This is a genomic window from Ferrimonas sp. SCSIO 43195 (genome assembly GCF_023716685.1).
Lineage (GTDB): Bacteria > Pseudomonadota > Gammaproteobacteria > Enterobacterales > Shewanellaceae > Ferrimonas > Ferrimonas kyonanensis.
This window is the reverse complement of the sequence record NZ_CP072679.1, coordinates 2,380,081-2,399,310: the sequence shown is the minus strand read 5'-3', so window position 1 is coordinate 2,399,310 and position 19,230 is coordinate 2,380,081. Positions and strand designations below refer to the sequence as shown.

At 56.3% G+C, this 19,230-nt stretch carries 18 protein-coding genes; 6 read left to right on the top strand and 12 right to left on the bottom strand.

Going from position 1 to position 19,230, the window contains the following annotated elements; translation table 11 throughout:
• Positions 1-111: 111 nt before the first annotated feature.
• From ccoP to ccoN, 4 genes are read right to left on the bottom strand one after another with little or no spacing between them, the layout of a single operon-like run.
• Positions 112-1,074, bottom strand: a complete 963-nt coding sequence (gene ccoP / locus J8Z22_RS11325) for a cytochrome-c oxidase, cbb3-type subunit III (protein WP_028112931.1) — start codon at positions 1,072-1,074, stop codon at positions 112-114.
• Positions 1,075-1,080: 6 nt separating this feature from the next.
• Positions 1,081-1,242: a CcoQ/FixQ family Cbb3-type cytochrome c oxidase assembly chaperone gene (locus tag J8Z22_RS11320; protein ID WP_028112932.1), complete on the bottom strand. Its 162-nt coding sequence runs from the start codon at positions 1,240-1,242 to the stop codon at positions 1,081-1,083.
• A 10-nt stretch (positions 1,243-1,252) separates the two neighbouring features.
• Complete coding sequence (ccoO, locus tag J8Z22_RS11315; protein WP_028112933.1) at positions 1,253-1,864, bottom strand: cytochrome-c oxidase, cbb3-type subunit II; 612 nt, start codon at positions 1,862-1,864, stop codon at positions 1,253-1,255.
• A gap of 11 nt (positions 1,865-1,875) precedes the next feature.
• Entirely contained in the window at positions 1,876-3,333 is a 1,458-nt protein-coding gene (gene ccoN / locus J8Z22_RS11310) for a cytochrome-c oxidase, cbb3-type subunit I (RefSeq protein ID WP_028112934.1), read from the bottom strand.
• Positions 3,334-3,582: 249 nt separating this feature from the next.
• Between ccoN and J8Z22_RS11305 the strand changes: the two genes are divergently transcribed.
• Together J8Z22_RS11305 and J8Z22_RS11300 are read left to right on the top strand one after the other, a co-directional pair.
• Positions 3,583-3,999, top strand: coding sequence for a hypothetical protein (locus tag J8Z22_RS11305; RefSeq protein ID WP_252010430.1), 417 nt, complete (start codon positions 3,583-3,585; stop codon positions 3,997-3,999).
• A 208-nt stretch (positions 4,000-4,207) separates the two neighbouring features.
• On the top strand, positions 4,208-5,185 hold the full coding sequence (locus J8Z22_RS11300) for a tyrosine-type recombinase/integrase (protein ID WP_252010429.1): 978 nt from the start codon (positions 4,208-4,210) through the stop codon (positions 5,183-5,185).
• A gap of 7 nt (positions 5,186-5,192) precedes the next feature.
• On the opposite strand, the gene J8Z22_RS11295 is transcribed toward J8Z22_RS11300, so the two are convergent.
• Positions 5,193-5,813: a hypothetical protein gene (locus J8Z22_RS11295; RefSeq protein ID WP_252010428.1), complete on the bottom strand. Its 621-nt coding sequence runs from the start codon at positions 5,811-5,813 to the stop codon at positions 5,193-5,195.
• Positions 5,814-6,416: 603 nt separating this feature from the next.
• Between J8Z22_RS11295 and J8Z22_RS11290 the strand changes: the two genes are divergently transcribed.
• Positions 6,417-8,288 carry a methyl-accepting chemotaxis protein gene (locus J8Z22_RS11290; RefSeq protein ID WP_252010427.1) on the top strand — a complete coding sequence of 624 codons (1,872 nt, stop codon included), beginning with the start codon at positions 6,417-6,419 and terminating at the stop codon, positions 8,286-8,288.
• Between the two features lie 433 nt (positions 8,289-8,721).
• A complete protein-coding gene (locus tag J8Z22_RS11285; RefSeq protein WP_028112939.1) occupies positions 8,722-10,593 on the top strand; it encodes a methyl-accepting chemotaxis protein in 1,872 nt (623 codons plus the stop codon).
• Between the two features lie 40 nt (positions 10,594-10,633).
• Here J8Z22_RS11285 and J8Z22_RS11280 read toward each other — a convergent pair whose 3' ends face one another.
• The 5 genes from J8Z22_RS11280 to J8Z22_RS11260 form a co-directional block, all read right to left on the bottom strand.
• Entirely contained in the window at positions 10,634-11,155 is a 522-nt protein-coding gene (locus tag J8Z22_RS11280; RefSeq protein WP_252010426.1) for a cysteine hydrolase family protein, read from the bottom strand.
• A gap of 101 nt (positions 11,156-11,256) precedes the next feature.
• Positions 11,257-12,231: an ecdysteroid 22-kinase family protein gene (locus J8Z22_RS11275; RefSeq protein ID WP_252010425.1), complete on the bottom strand. Its 975-nt coding sequence runs from the start codon at positions 12,229-12,231 to the stop codon at positions 11,257-11,259.
• A 129-nt stretch (positions 12,232-12,360) separates the two neighbouring features.
• Positions 12,361-13,080: a YebC/PmpR family DNA-binding transcriptional regulator gene (locus J8Z22_RS11270; RefSeq protein WP_028112942.1), complete on the bottom strand. Its 720-nt coding sequence runs from the start codon at positions 13,078-13,080 to the stop codon at positions 12,361-12,363.
• Positions 13,081-13,244: 164 nt separating this feature from the next.
• On the bottom strand, positions 13,245-14,102 hold the full coding sequence (locus J8Z22_RS11265; protein WP_252010424.1) for a lipase chaperone: 858 nt from the start codon (positions 14,100-14,102) through the stop codon (positions 13,245-13,247).
• 3 nt (positions 14,103-14,105) lie between these two features.
• A complete protein-coding gene (locus J8Z22_RS11260) occupies positions 14,106-15,029 on the bottom strand; it encodes a triacylglycerol lipase (protein ID WP_252010423.1) in 924 nt (307 codons plus the stop codon).
• 368 nt (positions 15,030-15,397) lie between these two features.
• On the opposite strand from J8Z22_RS11260, the gene trpB reads away from it, so the two are divergent.
• On the top strand, positions 15,398-16,594 hold the full coding sequence (trpB, locus tag J8Z22_RS11255; protein WP_035415794.1) for a tryptophan synthase subunit beta: 1,197 nt from the start codon (positions 15,398-15,400) through the stop codon (positions 16,592-16,594).
• Positions 16,595-16,710: 116 nt separating this feature from the next.
• The gene (locus tag J8Z22_RS11250) at positions 16,711-17,763 is read left to right on the top strand and encodes a ChaN family lipoprotein (protein ID WP_252010422.1); all 1,053 of its coding nucleotides are present in this window, start codon (positions 16,711-16,713) and stop codon (positions 17,761-17,763) included.
• A 5-nt stretch (positions 17,764-17,768) separates the two neighbouring features.
• On the opposite strand, the gene J8Z22_RS11245 is transcribed toward J8Z22_RS11250, so the two are convergent.
• Both J8Z22_RS11245 and J8Z22_RS11240 read right to left on the bottom strand, forming a co-directional pair.
• Entirely contained in the window at positions 17,769-18,392 is a 624-nt protein-coding gene (locus J8Z22_RS11245) for a hypothetical protein (RefSeq protein ID WP_252010421.1), read from the bottom strand.
• 68 nt (positions 18,393-18,460) lie between these two features.
• Complete coding sequence (locus J8Z22_RS11240; RefSeq protein WP_252010420.1) at positions 18,461-19,093, bottom strand: trimeric intracellular cation channel family protein; 633 nt, start codon at positions 19,091-19,093, stop codon at positions 18,461-18,463.
• Positions 19,094-19,230 lie beyond the last annotated feature (137 nt).

The following is a 19,230-nucleotide window of genomic DNA, read 5'->3' as shown; positions in this document are numbered from 1 at the left end:
AACCAATCGTTGGTGATGACATCCGTGGTCAGCGCAAGCGGCGTCACGAGGCCGAATCGGAGTCTTAACAGGGGAAAAAAAGCCCCGCCAAAAGACGGGGCTGGGTAGGGGTTAGCCCTGGCTCAGGCTATAGACGTAAGCGGTAATAAGGTGAACCTTATCCTCACCCAACACGTCTTTCCAAGCAGGCATCACACCGGTACGACCGTTACGGATGGTGTCTTCAATCACCTTACGGCTGCCACCGTAGAGCCAATTGTTGTCGGTCAGGTTAGGCGCACCCAGCATCGGATTGCCGGTGCCGTCCATACCGTGACAGGCGAAACAGCCCTTCATGAAGCCGGCTTGACCCTTAGCGGCCAGTTCGGCGTCGTGTTTGCGACCGTTGAGTCCATACACGTACTCGGCAATGGCCGGAATCTCTTCGTCTGTGACCGGCAAGCCACCCTTAGGCATCATCATGCCGCGACGACCGTTCATGATGGTCAGCTTGATGGTGGCCGGATCGCCACCCCACAACCAGGCGCCGTCGGTCAGATTCGGGAAGCCGGGGCCACCCTTGGCATCGGAGCCGTGACACTGAGAACAGTTTTGCAGGAACAGACGCTGGCCAATCTTGAGGGCGTCGTCGTTGCTGGCCAATGCTTCGATTGGCTGCTCGGCAAAGCCCTTAAAGATCGGGCCATACTGCGCATCGGCCTGAACCACTTCCCGGTCGTACTGCACGTAACCCTGGTTGAGGCTGGTGCGGGCGGTGTCCGCGGCCACTTTGGAGTCTTCCAATGACAGCACGCTTTGGTTGGACGAGGTCCAACCTAAAAAGCCCTTCCAGTTACCCAGACCCGGATACGCGGCCAGGTAACCCAGGCCAAACACGATGGTAAACACGAACATGTAGGACCACCACTTCGGCAGAGGGTTATTGACCTCCTCAATGCCGTCGAAGGTGTGACCCATCCCTTCGCCTTCCTCCACGCCCATCTTGTCCTTAATGCACCAGATGAGGATGGCAAGGCAACCGAAGATCACCCCGAGGGTGATAACGGTAATAAATGTACTCCAAAAGCTGGTCATCTTAGATTACTCCTTAGATCCCTTAGGCGTGTTCTCGTCATCAAAGACGAGGTTGGCCGCCTCATCGAACGCGGGCTTGCGCTTGGCGCTGTACGCCCAACCGATGATGGCCAAAAAAATCAGCAATAAAACGAGGGTAACAATGCCTTGAAACGTTCCGTAGTCCATCAAAGCCTCCTTATTTCAGAGCTGTGCCCAGAGATTGCAGGTAAGCAACCAAGGCGTCCATTTCGGTTTTACCCTTAATGGACTCAACGTCCTTCTGCAGTTCCTCGTCGCTACCATAAGGTACGCCGAAGTTGTCGCGGAAGATCTGTAGTTTTTTCAGAGTCGACTCACCGTCCAGGGTATTCTCGTCCAGCCAGGGGAAACCGGGCATGTTGGACTCGGGTACCACGATGCGTGGATCACGCAGGTGGACGCGATGCCAGTCGTCGGAGTAGCGACCGCCAACCCGGGCCAGATCCGGACCAGTACGCTTAGACCCCCACAGGAACGGGTGTTCCCACACGTGCTCACCGGCGACCGAGTAGTGACCGTAGCGCTCGGTTTCACTGCGGAACGGACGGATCATCTGACTGTGACAGTTGTTGCACCCTTCACGGATGTACACGTCACGGCCTTCCATCTGCAGCGCGGTGTAAGGGGTCAGGCCCTTCACCGGCGTGGTGGTTTCGTTCTGGAAAAGCAACGGCGTGATCTGTACCAGACCACCAAAACTGATGGCAATGATGGTGAAGATCGCCAACAGGCCGATGTTCTTTTCAATTATTTCGTGCTTGAATTTCATTGCGCTTCTCCTTAAGCAGACTGAGGCTGAAGTTCTGCCTCGCCCTGCAGTGAGCCATCAGGCGCCTTGATGGTGCGGTACACGTTGTACGCCATCAGCAACATACCGGTAACGAAGAACACGCCACCAATGAAGCGAACGAAATAGAACGGGTACGAGGCCTCAAGAGACTCAACGAAGCTGTAGGTCAGGGTGCCGTCGGCATTCACCGCGCGCCACATCAGACCTTGCATAACGCCACTGATCCACATGGACACGATGTACAACACGGTGCCGATGGTTGCCAGCCAGAAGTGTACGTTCACCAGTTTGATGGAGTACATGCGGCCCTGGGCGAACAGGTTCGGGATCAGGTGGTAAAGCGAACCGATGGATACCATGGCAACCCAGCCCAGTGCACCGGAGTGTACGTGGCCGACGGTCCAGTCGGTGTAATGCGACAGGGCGTTAACGGTCTTAATGGACATCATCGGACCTTCAAAGGTCGACATACCGTAGAAGGACAGGGACACCACCAGGAATCGCAGTACCGGATCGGTACGCAGTTTATGCCAGGCACCGGACAGGGTCATGATGCCGTTGATCATGCCACCCCAGGAGGGGGCGAACAGAATCAGGGACATCACCATACCCAGAGACTGAGTCCAGTCGGGCAGGGCGGTGTAGTGCAGGTGGTGTGGGCCAGCCCAGATGTACAGCGCAATCAACGCCCAGAAGTGAACGATGGAAAGGCGGTAGGAGTAAACCGGACGACCCGCTTGCTTAGGCACGAAATAGTACATCATGCCCAGGAAACCGGCGGTCAGCAGGAAGCCAACGGCGTTGTGCCCGTACCACCACTGCACCATGGCATCCACGGCTCCGGCGTACACCGAATAGGATTTCATGGTCCACAGGCCAGACTCCACATCCACCACCGGCACCGCCAGTGAGTTAACGATGTGCAACACCGCCACGGTGATGATAAAGGCGCCGAAGAACCAGTTGGCCACATAGATGTGCTGAACCTTACGCTTCATGATTGTGCCAAAGAACACAATGGCATAGGACACCCATACGACGGCGATGGCGATATCAATCGGCCATTCTAACTCCGCGTATTCCTTAGAGGTGGTGTAGCCCAGAGGCAAGGTGATGGCTGCGGCCAGGATGATCGCTTGCCAACCCCAGAAGGTGAAGGATGCGAGCTTGGGCGCGAACAGCCGAGCTTGACAGGTACGCTGCACCACGTAGTACGAGGTGGCGAAAAGAGCGCTGGTGCCAAAGGCGAAAATTACCGCGTTGGTGTGTAACGGGCGAAGGCGGCTGTAAGTCAGCCAGGGGGTATCAAAATTGAGAGCTGGCCAGATCAGCTGCGCGGCGATAAACACGCCAACCAGCATTCCAACGATCCCCCAAATGACGGTTACTACAGCGAACTGACGGACAACTGTATAGTTGTAATCAGTGCTGGCATTAGTCAGGTTCATATTTTTAGCTTCCACTGCAATTGCATGTTAACTTCCACGGATGAAGTTGGAGTAACGCACATTTCGATGCAAATTTTCGCAAACGAATAACATTTGACCACTTCTAGCGTGATATGCATCAAGGCAAGCTCATGATACTTGAGGTCGGTCAAAAAACCTAGCACAAACACCCGCTGTTAATTTGATCCTGATCAAGAAACGATGTGTAATTATTGTTAATAAAATCCTGTTAATTCAAGGCGGTATTGAATGATGTTTCGAACTGTAGGCGCACTCGTCAGTGGATTGTTGATCCTGACGGGCTGTTCGGATAATAACGAACAGGTGACCGATCCCAGCTTATGCCAGTTTGAAACTGGCCCATGCCAGTTTGCTATTTCCGGTGAAACTTTGTCGTTAACCATGACTCCGGCCAATGCTCCCAGTGAACAACCATTGGCATTATCCCTGGCGGCACCGGAAGGCTGGAGCCTTAATTCCGCACTGGTGGAAGGACGGGATATGTTCATGGGCCGAATTCCGGTTAACTTTGATGCCGACGGTCAGGGCGAACTGATGTACGGCAGCTGCGCCTCCGGCTACATGGTGTGGCAACTGCAACTTCAGTTCACCGATGCCGACGGTACCGAGCAGCGCGTCGACTTCAACTGGTTGGCCGATCACTGATCGAGCCTGCACCTGTCGGCCGGGGTAACAGCGGCCGGCAACTTTTGCCCCGACCCACCCACATTCGCGCCGCCATCTGCCTTTCTCATTGCTACCTGTGTCCTTGATTGAGGTGTTTTATAAACGTTGGTTTCGAAAACAGTTATTTTCATTACTAATGGCGATCCGGTATGATCCGCCAGCGATCCCAGACCACGAGACCCCCAGATTGACTGAATTAACCCCGCTAGCCCCGACCCAGTTGCTAGCAGCCAACAACGACTCTGATTGCGCCGCATTTTCTCCGGCGCTGATCTATCTGCAGGAGCTGGGCTCGGATCTGTCGCGGCAGAAGATGATCAGCTACCTGAATGTGATCGCCCGGCTGTTGAATCTGGACCATTACCGGCAGATAGACTGGGCGGCCATCGGCAAGCCGCAGGTGCTGTATCTGCTTGACCAACTGCGTCGAGGCGCGTTGATGCGTCGGCCCACGGCCCAGGGGCGCAGTCCCAATACCGTCAATCTGTACCTGGCATTGATCAAAGGGGTCGCCCGGCGGGCGTACGAGATGGGGCTGTACGAACATCGCCACTACAGCCAGATTCAATCGATTCGTCGTTTGCGAGGCAGCCGGGTGAACAAGGGGCGGGAGGTGACCAAGTCGGAGATTCAGAGTTTACTGCGGCAATGTCGCCACGACTGCGGTCCGAAAGGGTGCCGGGATCTGGCCCTGTTGAGCCTGCTGTTTGGTACCGGTGTGCGCCGCGCCGAGCTGGTGGGCATAGATCTGGCCCACCTGGATCGCCACCAAGCTACGATTCGCGTCATCGGTAAAGGCAACAAAGAGCGGCTGTTGTACCTGAATCAACCCACACTGACGGCACTGACCGAATACATCGACACCCTCAGAGGCGAGGACCAAGGACCGTTGTTTCAACCGATAACCAAGCTGGGGAATCTGCTGGCGCGGCGAATGACGCCCCAGGCGGTAAAGGTGATCATCGACGCTCGAAACCGCCAGGCCAGGGTGGCCAGCTTCAGCCCCCACGACGGCCGCCGCACTTTCGCCACACAGCTGCTGTGCAATGGCGTCGATCTGCACACGGTGCAAAAACTGATGGGCCACGCCAGCATCGACACCACCCGTCAATACGACATGCGCGGTGAAGAGGTGATGCGCCAGGCGGTATCGTTGCTGGAATAGCCACTGGCTACAGGCGTTGGTAGAACAGCATCACCTGGGCACCGCTGAGGGGTTCGCCGCTGAGGGGGTCGATGGCCTGAAGGATCTGAACATTGGGCCGGGTCAACTGTGCTTTCAGCAGGGTCGCCGGATCGCTCACCTCGTCTCCCACGCCCTGGATGAAGCTAACGTCGCCATTGTCATGGCGATATTCATAGAAGTTGCCCACCTGCACCCGGTAGTATTCGGCCACATCATTAATGGTCATCGAGGTGGTGAAAACCGCCGCCGACAGCGTCAAGGGCACGGCGCCGAGATTGCCGCCCATGTCCTCTGGAAACATGTGATTCACCAATTTGGCATTGGGTGGCAACGGCAAGGTAATCGCATCGGTGCCACGAGTTTGGGCAAACGCCTGCAGGGTATCCATGCTGGCGCTGCGGGCATGTTGTTGTTGGTCACGGCTCAGGGCGATGCAGGCCTGTTGACTCTGACGGCTGATGCCGTTTTCAATCAGGCAGGACTGCAGCGATGCGATCATCTTTTCAGCCTGGGCGGCGGAGGTGTGGCCTCCATCCGGGTCGACCTGCATCAGGCAGTCGTCGTAGATGGTGTAAAACTGATCTTCACTCAGATTGGTGCATTGCATGGAGTGTTCAAAGTAACGAAAATCACTTTGCACTAAATATCGGCCAAAACTGTCGGCATAGGCAGAGTTTATCGATACCAATAGTCCGGCTAATATAAAGATTGCTTTCATGTTACTTTCCTTGTAGCAAGTCAAACATTCTAAATCCATCATAGCGGCTTTATTGCACCGTTTCTAGCGCATTCGCATCAACCATGAATGATAAACTCCGGTATCGGCGTTCCATCATTTATAGGCGCTAGTGTAAGCAATCCATTAAATATATTTATTTAAAACAGAATGACATCGATAATATTAAACTTCGTCGGTAATTAACTATTGGTTTTTTTAAAATAAGTCGATGTTAACCTAACGCTTCACTTTTGAACCATCGCACCCTCTTTAACCGCCTGTGCTTGAGCCAAGTCGTAACTTGCGCCAACCGCAATTTGCAAATTGTGAACTTCAAAATTTAACTTCGCATTTTCAACAACTTAATCGAACTGTCAAAAATCATCTGTGATAACTATCACTGTGGAAGCGGGGAAATGCTGAGACCCTATTAGCAATCGCCATTGACTGTGGCGGGAGGCTTTCCTTTATTATTCATGAGGCCAAACATTCATGAAATTTAAAACTAAGATAGTGCTGGCATCCTGCGTGATCATGATGTTGGCATTGTCCACGCTGTCCTTACAACAATATATAACGGTTAAAAATACCATCAACTCGCTGACTGCCAATAGTGTCGATGAACTGTGCCGAAATGTCGCCAGTGCCATTGAAAAAGAGATGGTACTAAAAGGGGAAACGGCTCGCTATATGATGAGCTTGATCGAAGACGACCCCAGCGAGGCATCCATCAATCGAATATTCACCAAGGCCGCAATTAAAGACGGCTTTCTGTTGGCCGGCATCGGTTTTGAGCGCGATGGCAGCCTACTGGATAACGACCCCAACTGGGTGGTACCGGCGGATTATGACGCCCGAAAACGCCCTTGGTACCGGGAAACCAAGGCCAATAACCGCCTGACGTTTACCCAGCCCTACCAGGACACCATGACCAACGAGACCCTGGTGTCCATCACCGTGCCGATGCAGCAACAGGGACGCTTTTCCGGGGTGATGTTTCTGGATTTGAGCCTGTCTAAGCTCAGCGCAGCCATTAACAACATTAACCTGTTCGATGCCGGTTACCTGTTTCTGCTCAACCGAGAGAAAGTGTTTATCTCCCATCCGGATGAGAGCCTCAACGGCACCGCCGCCAGCGAACGCTTTGGCCGACAAATCGATTTCTCACAAACCGAGCAGAGCGTCGACATCGACGGCAAGACTCACCTGCTGAGATTCATCGATATGCCGACGCTGGGCTGGACCCTGGGCGTGGATCTGGACGCCGAAGTGATTGAGGCCGCAGAAACCAAGGTAAAATCCGATGCCATCCTGTATTCGTTGATGGCGCTGGTCGTCGCGGTGGTCGCCCTGACCATGCTGATGAACCTGTTGATGAAACCCCTGGACCGCCTGAACGACGCCATGGCCGAGATCGCCACCGGTGAAGGCGACCTGACCCAGCGTCTGGCCACCGATTCGGAACCGGAGTTCGCCGACGTTGCCGGCTATTTCAACGGTTTCAGCGAAAAACTGTGCCGGTTGATCTCCGAAGTCAAAACCCTGGCCAACGGCTTGACCGACACCGCCACCGAAAACGCCGACGAGGCCCGTCAGAGCAAGACCGCCATCGACACTCAGTTGCGGGAGTTGGAGCAGTTGGCCACGGCGATGAATGAGATGGCATCCACCTCCATGGAAGTGGCCAATCACGCCCAGGAGGCCGCTGCCGCCGTTCAGGACGCCGACCAGTCCGTAGTGCAGGGCGTCGACACCGTGGCCGATACCGCCAACGCCATCGATAACCTGTCAGAGCAGATTGAACAGGCGGTGCAGGTGGTCGGCCAGGTGTCCGAAGCCACCGCCAACATCGAGTCGATACTGGCGGTCATCAACGGCATAGCCGATCAAACCAACCTGTTGGCGCTCAATGCCGCCATCGAAGCGGCCCGGGCCGGCGAGCAGGGCCGGGGTTTTGCGGTGGTGGCCGACGAAGTTCGCACCCTGGCCAGTCGCACCCAGCAATCCACCTCCGAGATTAGAACCATGATCGATCAGTTGCAGGAGGGGGCGACCTCGGCGGTGGAGGTGATGGAGCAGAGTAAGCAGGTAGCCCAGGCCACGGTGCAGACCTCTACCCAGTCCAATGACGCCCTGAGCCGAATTCGCGACGCCATCAAGCGCATCACCGACATGAACCTGCAGATTGCCTCCGCGGCGGAAGAGCAGAGCCTAGTGGCGGAAGACATTAACCGTAGTACATTGAATATTAAAGATTTGTCCAACCAGATCTCCGAGCTCGCCGAGTCTCAGGAGCAGGCGTCCAATCGGCAATTGCACGACGCCCGTCAACAGGATCAACTGTTGGGCCAATTCCAGGTTTAAGGGTAATCTGACTCACTGCCGCGATTCTGCCACGGCGAGTGAGTGAATAATTAAATCAAGCCGCACTAAATTATGTGCGGCTTAATTTTGAAAAAAGAAAATCTAATAACTATTAAGGTAAAAAATTAAACCTTAATATATCAGTAAATTACAAAGACTGATTGACCATCTAAAAATCCTGCCATTAAAGTGCCCGCCAGCAATGCCGATAAATGAGATATTCCGTGGTTGAACGCCATAAATCCTTGTGTGACCATCGGAATGCACCAAATAAATTATATATAAATCAAATTGTAATATAACGATGTTCGCATTGGCGTTCAGCGTTGGCAGCACCCATTTGAGCAGTGTATTGGCTGCTTTAGATCATGCTACTCGAGTAATCAAAGTGACATTTTATTACCCGTGGAATACCAGAAGGACAACCTGAATCATGAAATTTAAGACAAAAATCGTCTTTGCTTCGTGCATAATTCTGCTGTTAGCTTTGTCTGCACTGTCTATCAATCAGTACCTCACCACCAAGCACAGCATCTTTGCCCTGACAGAGAGCAGCGTGTCCGAGATCTCCACCGGCATCGCCGATACCGTCGAAAATAACATGGCCAATAAGGCCGACATCGGCCGTTACGTCATGAGCCTCATCGAGGATGACATCAGTGATGCCAACATCACTCGAGTGTTTACCAAGTCCGTGGTTAAGCAGCATTTCCTGTTGGCCGGGGTGGGCTTCGAGTCCGATGGTCGCCTCATCGACAACGACGACGCCTGGCAGGCCAGCGCCGATTACGACGCCCGCACTCGCCCCTGGTATCAAGAAGCCAAGCGCCAGGACAAGGTGATTTTTACTGCCCCCTATCCGGATTCGGTGACCCAGGAGATTCTGGTGTCCATCGGCATTCCCATGAAGGAAAATGGCCGCTTTGTCGGCGCCATGTTCCTCGATGTCAGCCTGAAGCAACTGGGCGAAACCATCAACAAGGTCAACCTGTTTAATGCCGGTTACGCGTTTTTGCTGACCCCGGATAACCAGTTTATTACCCACCCGGATAAGGCCCTGCATGGCAAACCGGCGCAGTCGCTGTTTGGCAGCGACATAGGCTTCAGCGGCAAGGGCCAGACCACCATGGTGGATGGCCGGGAGCAATACTTGAGCTTCCTGCCGTTGCCGCAGATCGGCTGGACCCTGGGGGTGGCCCTGGACTCAGAAACCATTCATGCCACCGAAACGGCGCTGCGCAACGACGCCTTGCTGTATTCGCTGATCGCATTGGCCATCGCCATTGTGGCGTTAACTGTGCTCATCAGCCGCCTGATGACACCGCTGCAAGCCATTAATGACGCCATGGAAGACATCGCCAGTGGTGATGGCGACCTGACCCAGACCATGGACACCAACACCGACGCCGAGTTCGCGTCGCTGGCCGGGAGTTTCAATGGTTTCAGCAGCAAACTGCGGGCAATGATTTCCAAGGTAAAATTGCTGGCCGAAACCATCTCCGAGGGCACTCGCCTTACCGCCGAAGGGTCCCAGCAAAGCACTCAGGCCATGGCCAAGCAGTTGGAAGAGTTGGAACAACTGGCGACCGCCATGAACGAGATGGCCTCGACCTCCATGGAGGTGGCCCGTAATGCTCAAGGCGCATCCGCAGCGGTGCAGGAAGCCGACACCTCGGTGGAGGAGGGGGTCACCACCGTTGACCGCACCGCTTCGGCCATTGAAGAGTTGAGCGGCCAGATCGATCATGCCGTCGAAGTCGTTCGGGAAGTGTCCAACGCCACCAGCAACATCGAGTCGATCCTGGCGGTGATCAACGACATCGCCGATCAAACCAACCTGCTGGCGCTGAACGCCGCCATCGAAGCGGCCCGGGCCGGCGAACAGGGCCGTGGTTTCGCGGTGGTGGCCGACGAAGTGCGCACCCTGGCCAGTCGCACCCAGCAGTCGACTTCGGAGATTCGCGAGATGATCGACCAGCTTGCCGCCGGTTCGCGCTCGGCGGTGGCGGTAATGGGGCAGAGCAAAGAGGTGGCCGCCACCACGGTGGAGATCTCCGAAACTTCCAGCCAGGCGCTGCAACGCATTCGTGATGCCATCAAACGCATCACCGACATGAACCTGCAGATCGCCTCTGCCGCCGAGGAGCAAAGCCTGGTGGCGGAAGACATCAACAAGAGCACTCTCAACATCAAAGAGTTGTCTCAGCAGGTATCGGAAGCCGCCCAGGACGCCAGCATGGCGATGACCGAGCAGTTAGAAACGGTGAATCAACAAGATCAGTTGTTGAATCAGTTTAAGGTGTAGCCTTAACAACCGTAAAAAAGGAGCCCATGGGCTCCTTTTTTTATGCCAGCGCCTGCTCGGCACTGAGTACCGGCACCCGTGAAGACAAGGCATGCAGGGCAATCTGTTGAATCATCTCATCCACCGAACTGGTGCAGTCGGCCAACACCACCGGCTGGTAGCGCTCCGCCGCCTTGGACAGGGCGGTGTAGGTGACGCAGTTGTGGGTCATCATTCCGCACAGCAGGATACGGTCTACCCCGGCGCGTTGCAGCAGTGCATCCAGGTTGGTGCCTTCAAAGCAATCGGCAAAGCCTTTTACCACCACTTCGGCCCCCGCAGCGGCCTGCAACACCGAGGGGTGAATCTGTGCCCCCTGGCTGCCGGGGTTGAAAAACGGCGCTTTGCTTGCCGACACGTCGGCAAGGTGCTGCACCAGAAACACCGGCATCTGCCGCTGTCTGGCCTGTTCGATGACGCCGAGGATGCGCTCGGTTACCGGTTGCGCCTGCCATTGCGGATAGGCGCCGCCGGCAAAGTAGTCGTTTTGAAGGTCGATAACGATGAGAGCGGTATGGGTCATGGGAATTGTCCTGATTGTTGTGCCATTGACAGCCAGTATCGCCGCTATCGTTGCCGACCTCAGGAGTCATTTCTGACATTATTCGCGCCAAAACCGACATTTTAGCCCAATTGCGACAGCGCCCGTTCGGTTTGGCGGGCACTGTAACGGCCCAACTTCCAGTGACCAGGACTCCAGCCCTGCAAAAACCGTTCAAAATCGGCCCAGGCCAGGGGGTACAGTTGCTGCCACTGGCGGCACAGATCTGTTGTGGCCGTGGCCGACCATTGGTGACGCTGTTGCAGGGCAGTGCTGAGGCAGTCCAAATAGTGCCGTAGCCAGCGGTCACCGCTGGCGAGTAACGCCTGATCATCCAGAGCGCTGCCCAGCAGGTAGGCCAGATCTCTGACCCCGACGCCTTTGCCCACGTATTGAAAGTCCACCGCCGCAATGGTGCCTGTGCTGGGGTGTACCAGGAAGTTGGCGGTCTTGGCATCGCCATGCACCAGGGTCTGATAACGGCAGTGCTCCAGTGCGTCATCCAGCGCCGAGGCGGCGCGCTTAAGCGGACCGTCGGCCATGGCGGCCAACTCCTGCTGACGGGTTGCCAGGTGCCAGTAACAGCCACTGGACCACAGACCAGCGCCAGGATCGGCCATAAAGCGGGCGTGAAACTCCGCCAGCCAACGCACCGTTGTCTGCAGATGCGCGTCGGTGACTTGCGGCTCCAGTGGTTCAAAGCCAGCCGCTTGCAGATCCTCCATGACCACAATCAGTTGTTCGCCATTGCGGTGATGGCCGAGATAGGCCGGCACCCGACACCGTGACGATGTGACACTGGCATAATCACGATACCAGTTCAGCTCCACTTGATAGGAGCGCTGCTTTCGTTGATGGCCCACCTGGCCTTGCCATCCTCTGGGGTGGGTCGTTGGCGGGCGCAGGTCGATGCACTTGGCGATCACCGAGGTGGCGCTACCGGCTTGCAGATGCAGGCGATAGAGTCCGCCGTAATCACTCCACAGCTTCTGCAGCAACTGAGTGTGGCTGACGGCGCGCGCCTGAGTCAGCTCGCAGACAAAACAGGAGAGGTCCATAACAGCCTCAAACAGCAAAAAGGATACAGCATACGTGTTTAGACCGGGCTGTAAAGCCGCGGCCACGGCTGTCATGGGCAATAAAAAACCCGACCAATGGGCCGGGTTTCATTTGATGACAGCGTCTAATCAGAGGTTTTCCACGTTGTGGTAGACTTCCTGAACGTCATCGCAGTCTTCCAGCATTGCCATGAACTTCTCAAAGGTTGCCACGTCGTCACCTTCCACATTGACGTAAGTCTGTGGAATGAAGGTGATCTCTTCGGCGCTGAAGCTCACATCAGGGTAGGCTTCGTTGAGGGCGGTCTTGACCTTGAAGAACTCGGTGTGAGGCGCAAACACGGTGATGACGCCGTCTTCACACTCGACGTCGGTGACGTCGATATCCGCCATCATCAGCACTTCCAATACCGCGTCTTCGTCGTCGCCGGCGAAAGCAAACACAGCCTGGTGATCGAACATGTGGGCAACCGCACCCGGCGCACCCAGCTTGGAGTCGGTTTTCACGAAGCACTGACGCACCTCGGTGAAGGTCCGGTTGCCGTTGTCGGTCAGACAGTCAACGATCACCATGCAACCGCCAGGGCCGAAACCTTCGTAGCGGGCAGGGGAGTAATCTTCACCGGCGCCGCCTTTGGCTTTGTCGATGGCCTTGTCAATAACGTGAGCAGGAACCTGATCTTTCTTCGCTTTTTCGATCAGGCGACGCAGAGACAGGTTGGTTTCCGGATCCGGGCTGCCGTTTTTAGCACACACGTAGATCTCTTTACCGTACTTGGAGTACACCTTGGTCTTTGCCGCAGCCGTTTTGGCCATAGATAATTTGCGGACTTCGAAACTTCTTCCCATGAGGATCAGCTCTGTTTATCAGTCAAAAGAAATGAATAACCGATGATTCTAACAGCTTACGCCAAGGGCTCAAACGACGAATGGGGATTTTGCGGCGAACCGCTGGAAATAGCGGCGGGATTGTCGGCTAATTAACCACAAGGGTGTTGATTCTATGAAATTTTTCATTGATTCAGGCCGTGGCGAAGGTAGACCGACAGCCGTTTGCGCTCGTCAGGGCTGTATTGGGCCAGCACCGCGTCGCTGGCCTGTTGCTGCTGCTGGGGACTCAAGTTGGCATCGGCGCTAATGGCGCGCAACTGTGCCAGGGTGGTACTGGCGCGTTGACGCCAGTGTTGTTGCTGTAGCCGCTGTTGGCTCAATCGCTGCTGAACCGCCGCTGGCAGCGACTCGATGCCTTGGCCGGATTGAAGCTGCCGTAGCGACAGGGTTGGCGCCAAGGCGCGGCGCACCGCCTCGGGCTGTGACGCCAGGTTCTCAGCCAATAACCGCTGCCGCTCGACCTCGGTGAGCTGATCATCCTGCCGTAACCTTAACCGCGCCAACGCCGCCTGGTCGCGCTGGCGCTGCTCATCAAACAACCGCGCCACTTCATCGGCACTGAAAAACGCCAGCTGCAATGCCTCGATCTCATCCAGTTGCCGAGCCAGGCTCTCGGGGTCGAGGCCGGTGTCAAAGGTGGTGGCTTCGATGCTGGCCAGCGCTTGTTTGTAGGCCAGGTAGCGTTGGAACAGCGCCAGCACAGCCTGGCGCGATGCCACGGGTAAGGCCGCCAATTGCAATTGCAACTGCTGCAGTAGCTCGGCCTGATCGAGCCCGTGCCACTGGTGCATCAGGTCATCAAATCGCGCCAGCACCGTCCTGTCACTGAATCCAGTGGCCCTGTCCATCGCCATTGGCGCCAAGGCTGCAGCCGGGGTAGGGGAGCCAACCTTGGCACTGGCCGGATTGTCACCTAGCCAGGTCGTTGACGCCAGTGCCACCGACATCGCCAGTAGCCCGCTGATTCGCCACCACGGCATCCGTTACAACCCTAATGACTTTAATCGGCGGGCGTGGTCGCGGTAGACCCGCTTAGGATCTGTTTCCCAGAAGTGTGTCAGGCCAAAGCTCTGATTGATCTCATCCAGATGGTTCATGCGATAGCTGTCATTCAACACCAGACCCAGGTGCGAACTGCAGGCGGACACCAAGCCGTCATTGGCATCGTCGATGATCAGGCTGGTGACAGCCAGGAACGGGTCCACCGGATCAAACACGTTGGTGTAACTGACGTCGCCGCTCCAGGAAAAGTAATGCACGCCATTGGCGGCGACCGGCTCGCCGTCGCCACAGTAATGCTGGGGCACGCCTTCGGGGTAACGCTGGTTAAACGCCAGGGTGCCCGCAGTGGTGAGCGACTCGGTGGCCGCCAAAGCGTCCGTTGGTCTGTGACTGCTGCCGGACAGTAGCTCAATCAGGTTGGCCAGGGCGTTGGCCGCGGCAGCCGCCACTGACTCGGTAACCGAGCCAGGCTCAATGGCATCCCGCAGTGCATCGGCCACGGGCGATCCCCAGTTAACCCCGCCCACCGAGGTTACCGAGGCCACCAGGTGAGGGGCGACCGAGGCAACGTAACGGACCGTTGGGCCACCGTGGCTGTGGCCGATCAGGTTGACCTTATCGGCTCCGGTCAGGGCCAAGACCGCTTCGACTTCGGCAATCAGTTGTTCCCCCCGCACTTCGGTGGCGTTGGCCGCCGACACCGCGGTTAAGAACACGGTGGCACCGTCCTCAGACAAAAACTCCGGCACACCATAGAAGTAATCCACCCCCAGCAGCGAATCGAAGCCAAAGATGCCGTGCACCATCATAATGGGGTAGCGGGTGTTACTGCGATCGCCGCTTAAAGCAGGAAAAGACAGGGAAAACGCAACGATCAGCGTCAAAAAACGGGGTAAGTTCACCATGGATCATCCTTGAACCTCAGTCAGTGGAACTCTTTTTGTAACAGCTCCGATGAGTGTAATCAACCATCAAACCCGAGAAGGCAACAGAAAATGTTGCCAATGACGCCATCTAGAACATTTACTCCAGGTCGTTGCGCGCTTTCAATACTGCACACATAGGTTGCCGCGCCGCCTCTTACTGTACCGAATTCGTTACAGCGAAGACTTTGGGGGGTATGCACACCCGTTAAATCGCTACTTTAGTCCCAGAATTCAACAATTTGATTGGAAAGATTGAGTTACAGCAGTATATTGCCTGTATTCAAACAGGCAGGATGATGCCTTGACGACAACCGCACGCCCAACGCAGTAGACAGGAGATCAGTTCAATGACCACATTTGCCCCCATGCCCGATAAGGCCGGTTTTTTTGGCGAGTACGGCGGCCAGATCGTGCCACCGGAGCTGCAACAGGTCATGCAGGAGATCGATCTCGCCTACGAAGAGATTCGTCAAACCGACGCCTTCCAAAACCAATTGATGCAGCTGTTTCAGGATTACGTCGGCCGCCCCAGCCCCATTTACCACGCCAGCCGCCTGAGCGAGCAACTGGGCGGTGCCCAGATCTATTTGAAGCGCGAAGATCTCAATCACACCGGTGCCCACAAGATTAACCACTGCCTGGGTGAAGCCTTGCTGGCCAAATTCATGGGCAAGAAAAAGGTGATTGCCGAAACTGGCGCCGGTCAGCACGGGGTGGCGCTGGCAACCGCCTGCGCCCTGGTCGGCATTCCCTGTGAAATTCACATGGGTCAGGTGGACATCGAGAAAGAGCACCCCAATGTCACCAAGATGAAAATTCTGGGCTGCAACCTGGTGCCGGTAACCCGGGGTACCGCCACCCTGAAAGACGCCGTAGACAGCGCCTTCGAGGAATACCTGAAAGATCCTCAGAACACCATCTATGCCATTGGCTCAGTGGTGGGTCCGCATCCGTTCCCGAAAATGGTCCGCGACTTTCAAAGCATCATCGGCCGCGAAGCACGCCAGCAGTTTACCGAGCGACACCAGTGCCTGCCGGACTTCATTACCGCCTGTGTCGGCGGTGGTTCTAACGCCATGGGACTGTTTACTGCCTTCCTGGGGGACGACAGCGTCAACATCGTTGGGGTCGAGCCTGCCGGTAAAGGCCTGGACACCGATCAGCACTCCGCTACCCTGACCCTGGGCACACCGGGAGAGCTGCATGGCTTTAAGTGTTACGTGCTGCAGGACAGCGCCGGCGAACCGTTGCCGGTTCACTCGATCGCCTCCGGCCTGGATTACCCCGGAGTTGGGCCACAGCACTGCTACCTGAAAGACATCGAGCGGGTTCAGTACGAGTCGGTCACCGACGACGAGTGCCTGGATGCCTTTATGACCCTGTCGCGGGTAGAGGGGATCATTCCCGCCCTGGAAAGCGCCCACGCCGTGGCCTGGGCGATGAAGAAAGCCAAGTCGCTGTCGCCAGAGCAAACCATCCTGGTCAACCTGTCTGGTCGAGGCGACAAAGACGCCGATTACGTGGCGGAAAAATTGGGGCTGTAAGCCGCTGTTCCTCGCCGAGATTAGGCCGCTGTTCACAGCGGCCTTTCTGATCCGCCGTCGTCGCCGGGGCGTATCGCCTACACTGAATCAGACAACTCCAAGGCAGGGGCGGTGCCATGATCAAGTGGATGATGTGTGCGACGGCCGCGGCGGCGCTGGTACCGCTGCTCAGTGGCTGTGGTAACGGCACTGACGCCGACTTTTTTGCCCCCGAAAATCCGGCTCCATCCGCCAATCGGCTGCTGACCCAGCAGGGGCAGCCCCTGACCCCACAGCAGTTGCTGCAGAAGATGCGCCACAGCGATGTGATCTACCTGGGTGAAACCCACGACAACCCCCATCACCATCAGATGCAGCTTCAGGCGCTGACCCAGTTGCTGGACGCCGGAATTCGGCCGGCCCTGGGATTTGAATTCTTCTTTCAGCAACAAACCGGTTGGCTCATGGACTTTAGCCTCGGTCAGGAGGAGTCTGCATTGGTCGGCCACAACGACGGCGGGGAAGAGTCGGCACTGAGGCGGCGCCTCGGTTGGACTCATAAAGCCCAATGGCAGTATTACGCGCCGTTGCTGCGGCTGGCACGCCAGTACCAACTGCCGGTGTTTGGTGCCGATCTGGATGTTGGTCTGCGCCTGCGTCTGAGCCGCACCGACGTCGACCAACTCACGACGCTGGAACGGCGATTATTACCGAAAAGTGATTTGGACTCCGAGGCCTACCGGCAACTGATGCTGGAACAACTGGATCAGGCCCATTGTCATCATGCCGACCACGACAGCTTGCAGCGTTTGTACACCACCTGGTTAGTTCGCAACGAGGCCATGGCCGATGCCATTGTCGCCATGCGAGCCGATCTGACAGAAGCCCAGCCGGTGGTGATGATTCTGGGCAAGGGCCATACCGAGTTCAATATGGGCGTGGTAGAGCGGGTGGCGCAGCGCCAGCCCGAGTTACGACAACTGAACATCGGCCTGGCCGAGGGTCAGACCCCGGGGCAACTGGATTTTAGCCCCGAAGCGGGTCCCCGTCGGGGCGGCGTCCAGTTTGACCCCGCCCACAGTCTCTATTGGGTCACCGAAGGCCGATATCACGATGCCCTCTACGACCCTTGTGACGTGTTTCGCAACCACAGCGTTGCCGTCGACGAAGACGATGCCGGGCAAGGCTGACGGGGTTAACGGGCGTAATCCATCACCCGTTGCTCCAGCGCGCCGTTGGCCGCGCACTGCAGACCATTGACTCCCCCTTCGCGGTACGGCGACCGGGTAGAGAAATCAAACGTCAGGTCATCGCGACGCAGGAACTGCTTGCTGCTGTTGCTGTAATCGATATTGACCTTAACCACGTACTTGGTGTTAACGCTGAGCAGGGTGCCTGTGCCTTCTGGCGCCAGATAGATGTTGGTACGTCCCTCCAGTCGGGTCGCCCGCTGGGCGTGAAACAATAGCCCATGATCATTGGTAAACGGAAACGCCGTCGAAGCGGCCGGATCGTACTCAAAGAGTTGTGTGCCCTGTGCGTTATTCAGTTGCCGTAACGAATGACCACAACTGACGTAATCGGTTGGCGAGGCGGTGGAAAACGACACATTGATGATGCGTGAACTCTTCTCGATGTTGTTGATGACAAAAAAGTCCGATGCCAGATTGCGCACCAACCGATCCCAGACCTGATCAAACGGTTGATCGATGACGACCTGGTTGGTAACCGGCGCCAATTCGGGCTGGGTGTAGGTGAGGGTCGAGGAGGCACAGCCGGACAGGGCCAGCACCAGAGCGGAAGCCAGAGTCTTTTTCATTGGCAGAGAGTTCGCTTTTGTTAAACAGGCCGGCCCGGAATGTGCCGGCCTTGGGGAAACGGAAAGAATCAGTGAATGGATTGTTCCTGATAGTCAAACGTCGGCATTGACCAGTTGAATTTGAGCGCCAACAACCGTAAGCCAAAACCAAACGGCAGGCACAGCGCCAGAACCAATCCGGGTTGAACCTCGGCCAGGGTCAACACCACATACAGACCGGCGGTGATGATCGACACGACCGCATACAACTCCTTCCTGAACACCAGCGGAATCTGCTGGCAAAACAGGTCGCGGATGATGCCGCCAAACACCCCGGTGACCACGCCCGCCACCACGGCGATCAGCGGGTTAAAACCCAGTGTCAGTGCTTTCTGGGCGCCGATGACGGAAAACACCGTCAGGCCAATGGCGTCCAGGGTCAGAAACAACTTGGTCAGATAGCGCATGATGGGAGCAAATGCGACCGTCAGCAGCGACGTGGCGGCAATGGCCACCAGGTACTCCACATGCTCCACCCAGATCAGCGGATAACTGCCCAGCAACACATCTCGCACCGTGCCGCCGCCAATGGCGGTGGCACAGCCCACCATCACCACACCGAACAGGTCCATGCGACGGCGTCCGGCCGCCAGTGCACCGGTAATGGCTTCGGTTAATACGCCCACCAGCCACAGGGCAGAAATCAGTTGCATCTCAGTCATGTCAAAGCCGCCGAGGTCAGAAAGTCAGGGCCAGAATTGTGGCAAACCGACCCGGCTTAAGACACTGAAACTTCGCGAGGCTCGGATTAATTCAGCTCATGCAAAATGGGGTTTCAGGGGAAATCTATCCATCCGTA

What these genes read in the sequence shown, in the direction of transcription:
- J8Z22_RS11245 (WP_252010421.1), bottom strand. Translation starts at nt 18,392, where the DNA reads ATGAAAAAGACTCTGGCTTCCGCTCTGGTGCTGGCCCTGTCCGGCTGT.
- J8Z22_RS11260 (WP_252010423.1), bottom strand. Translation starts at nt 15,029, where the DNA reads ATGGTGAACTTACCCCGTTTTTTGACGCTGATCGTTGCGTTTTCCCTG.
- ccoN (WP_028112934.1), bottom strand. Translation starts at nt 3,333, where the DNA reads ATGAACCTGACTAATGCCAGCACTGATTACAACTATACAGTTGTCCGT.
- trpB (WP_035415794.1), top strand. Translation starts at nt 15,398, where the DNA reads ATGACCACATTTGCCCCCATGCCCGATAAGGCCGGTTTTTTTGGCGAG.
- J8Z22_RS11295 (WP_252010428.1), bottom strand. Translation starts at nt 5,813, where the DNA reads ATGCAATGCACCAATCTGAGTGAAGATCAGTTTTACACCATCTACGAC.
- J8Z22_RS11275 (WP_252010425.1), bottom strand. Translation starts at nt 12,231, where the DNA reads ATGGACCTCTCCTGTTTTGTCTGCGAGCTGACTCAGGCGCGCGCCGTC.
- J8Z22_RS11285 (WP_028112939.1), top strand. Translation starts at nt 8,722, where the DNA reads ATGAAATTTAAGACAAAAATCGTCTTTGCTTCGTGCATAATTCTGCTG.
- ccoP (WP_028112931.1), bottom strand. Translation starts at nt 1,074, where the DNA reads ATGACCAGCTTTTGGAGTACATTTATTACCGTTATCACCCTCGGGGTG.
- J8Z22_RS11290 (WP_252010427.1), top strand. Translation starts at nt 6,417, where the DNA reads ATGAAATTTAAAACTAAGATAGTGCTGGCATCCTGCGTGATCATGATG.
- J8Z22_RS11265 (WP_252010424.1), bottom strand. Translation starts at nt 14,102, where the DNA reads ATGCCGTGGTGGCGAATCAGCGGGCTACTGGCGATGTCGGTGGCACTG.
- J8Z22_RS11250 (WP_252010422.1), top strand. Translation starts at nt 16,711, where the DNA reads ATGATCAAGTGGATGATGTGTGCGACGGCCGCGGCGGCGCTGGTACCG.
- J8Z22_RS11320 (WP_028112932.1), bottom strand. Translation starts at nt 1,242, where the DNA reads ATGGACTACGGAACGTTTCAAGGCATTGTTACCCTCGTTTTATTGCTG.
- ccoO (WP_028112933.1), bottom strand. Translation starts at nt 1,864, where the DNA reads ATGAAATTCAAGCACGAAATAATTGAAAAGAACATCGGCCTGTTGGCG.
- J8Z22_RS11270 (WP_028112942.1), bottom strand. Translation starts at nt 13,080, where the DNA reads ATGGGAAGAAGTTTCGAAGTCCGCAAATTATCTATGGCCAAAACGGCT.
- J8Z22_RS11240 (WP_252010420.1), bottom strand. Translation starts at nt 19,093, where the DNA reads ATGACTGAGATGCAACTGATTTCTGCCCTGTGGCTGGTGGGCGTATTA.
- J8Z22_RS11280 (WP_252010426.1), bottom strand. Translation starts at nt 11,155, where the DNA reads ATGACCCATACCGCTCTCATCGTTATCGACCTTCAAAACGACTACTTT.
- J8Z22_RS11305 (WP_252010430.1), top strand. Translation starts at nt 3,583, where the DNA reads ATGATGTTTCGAACTGTAGGCGCACTCGTCAGTGGATTGTTGATCCTG.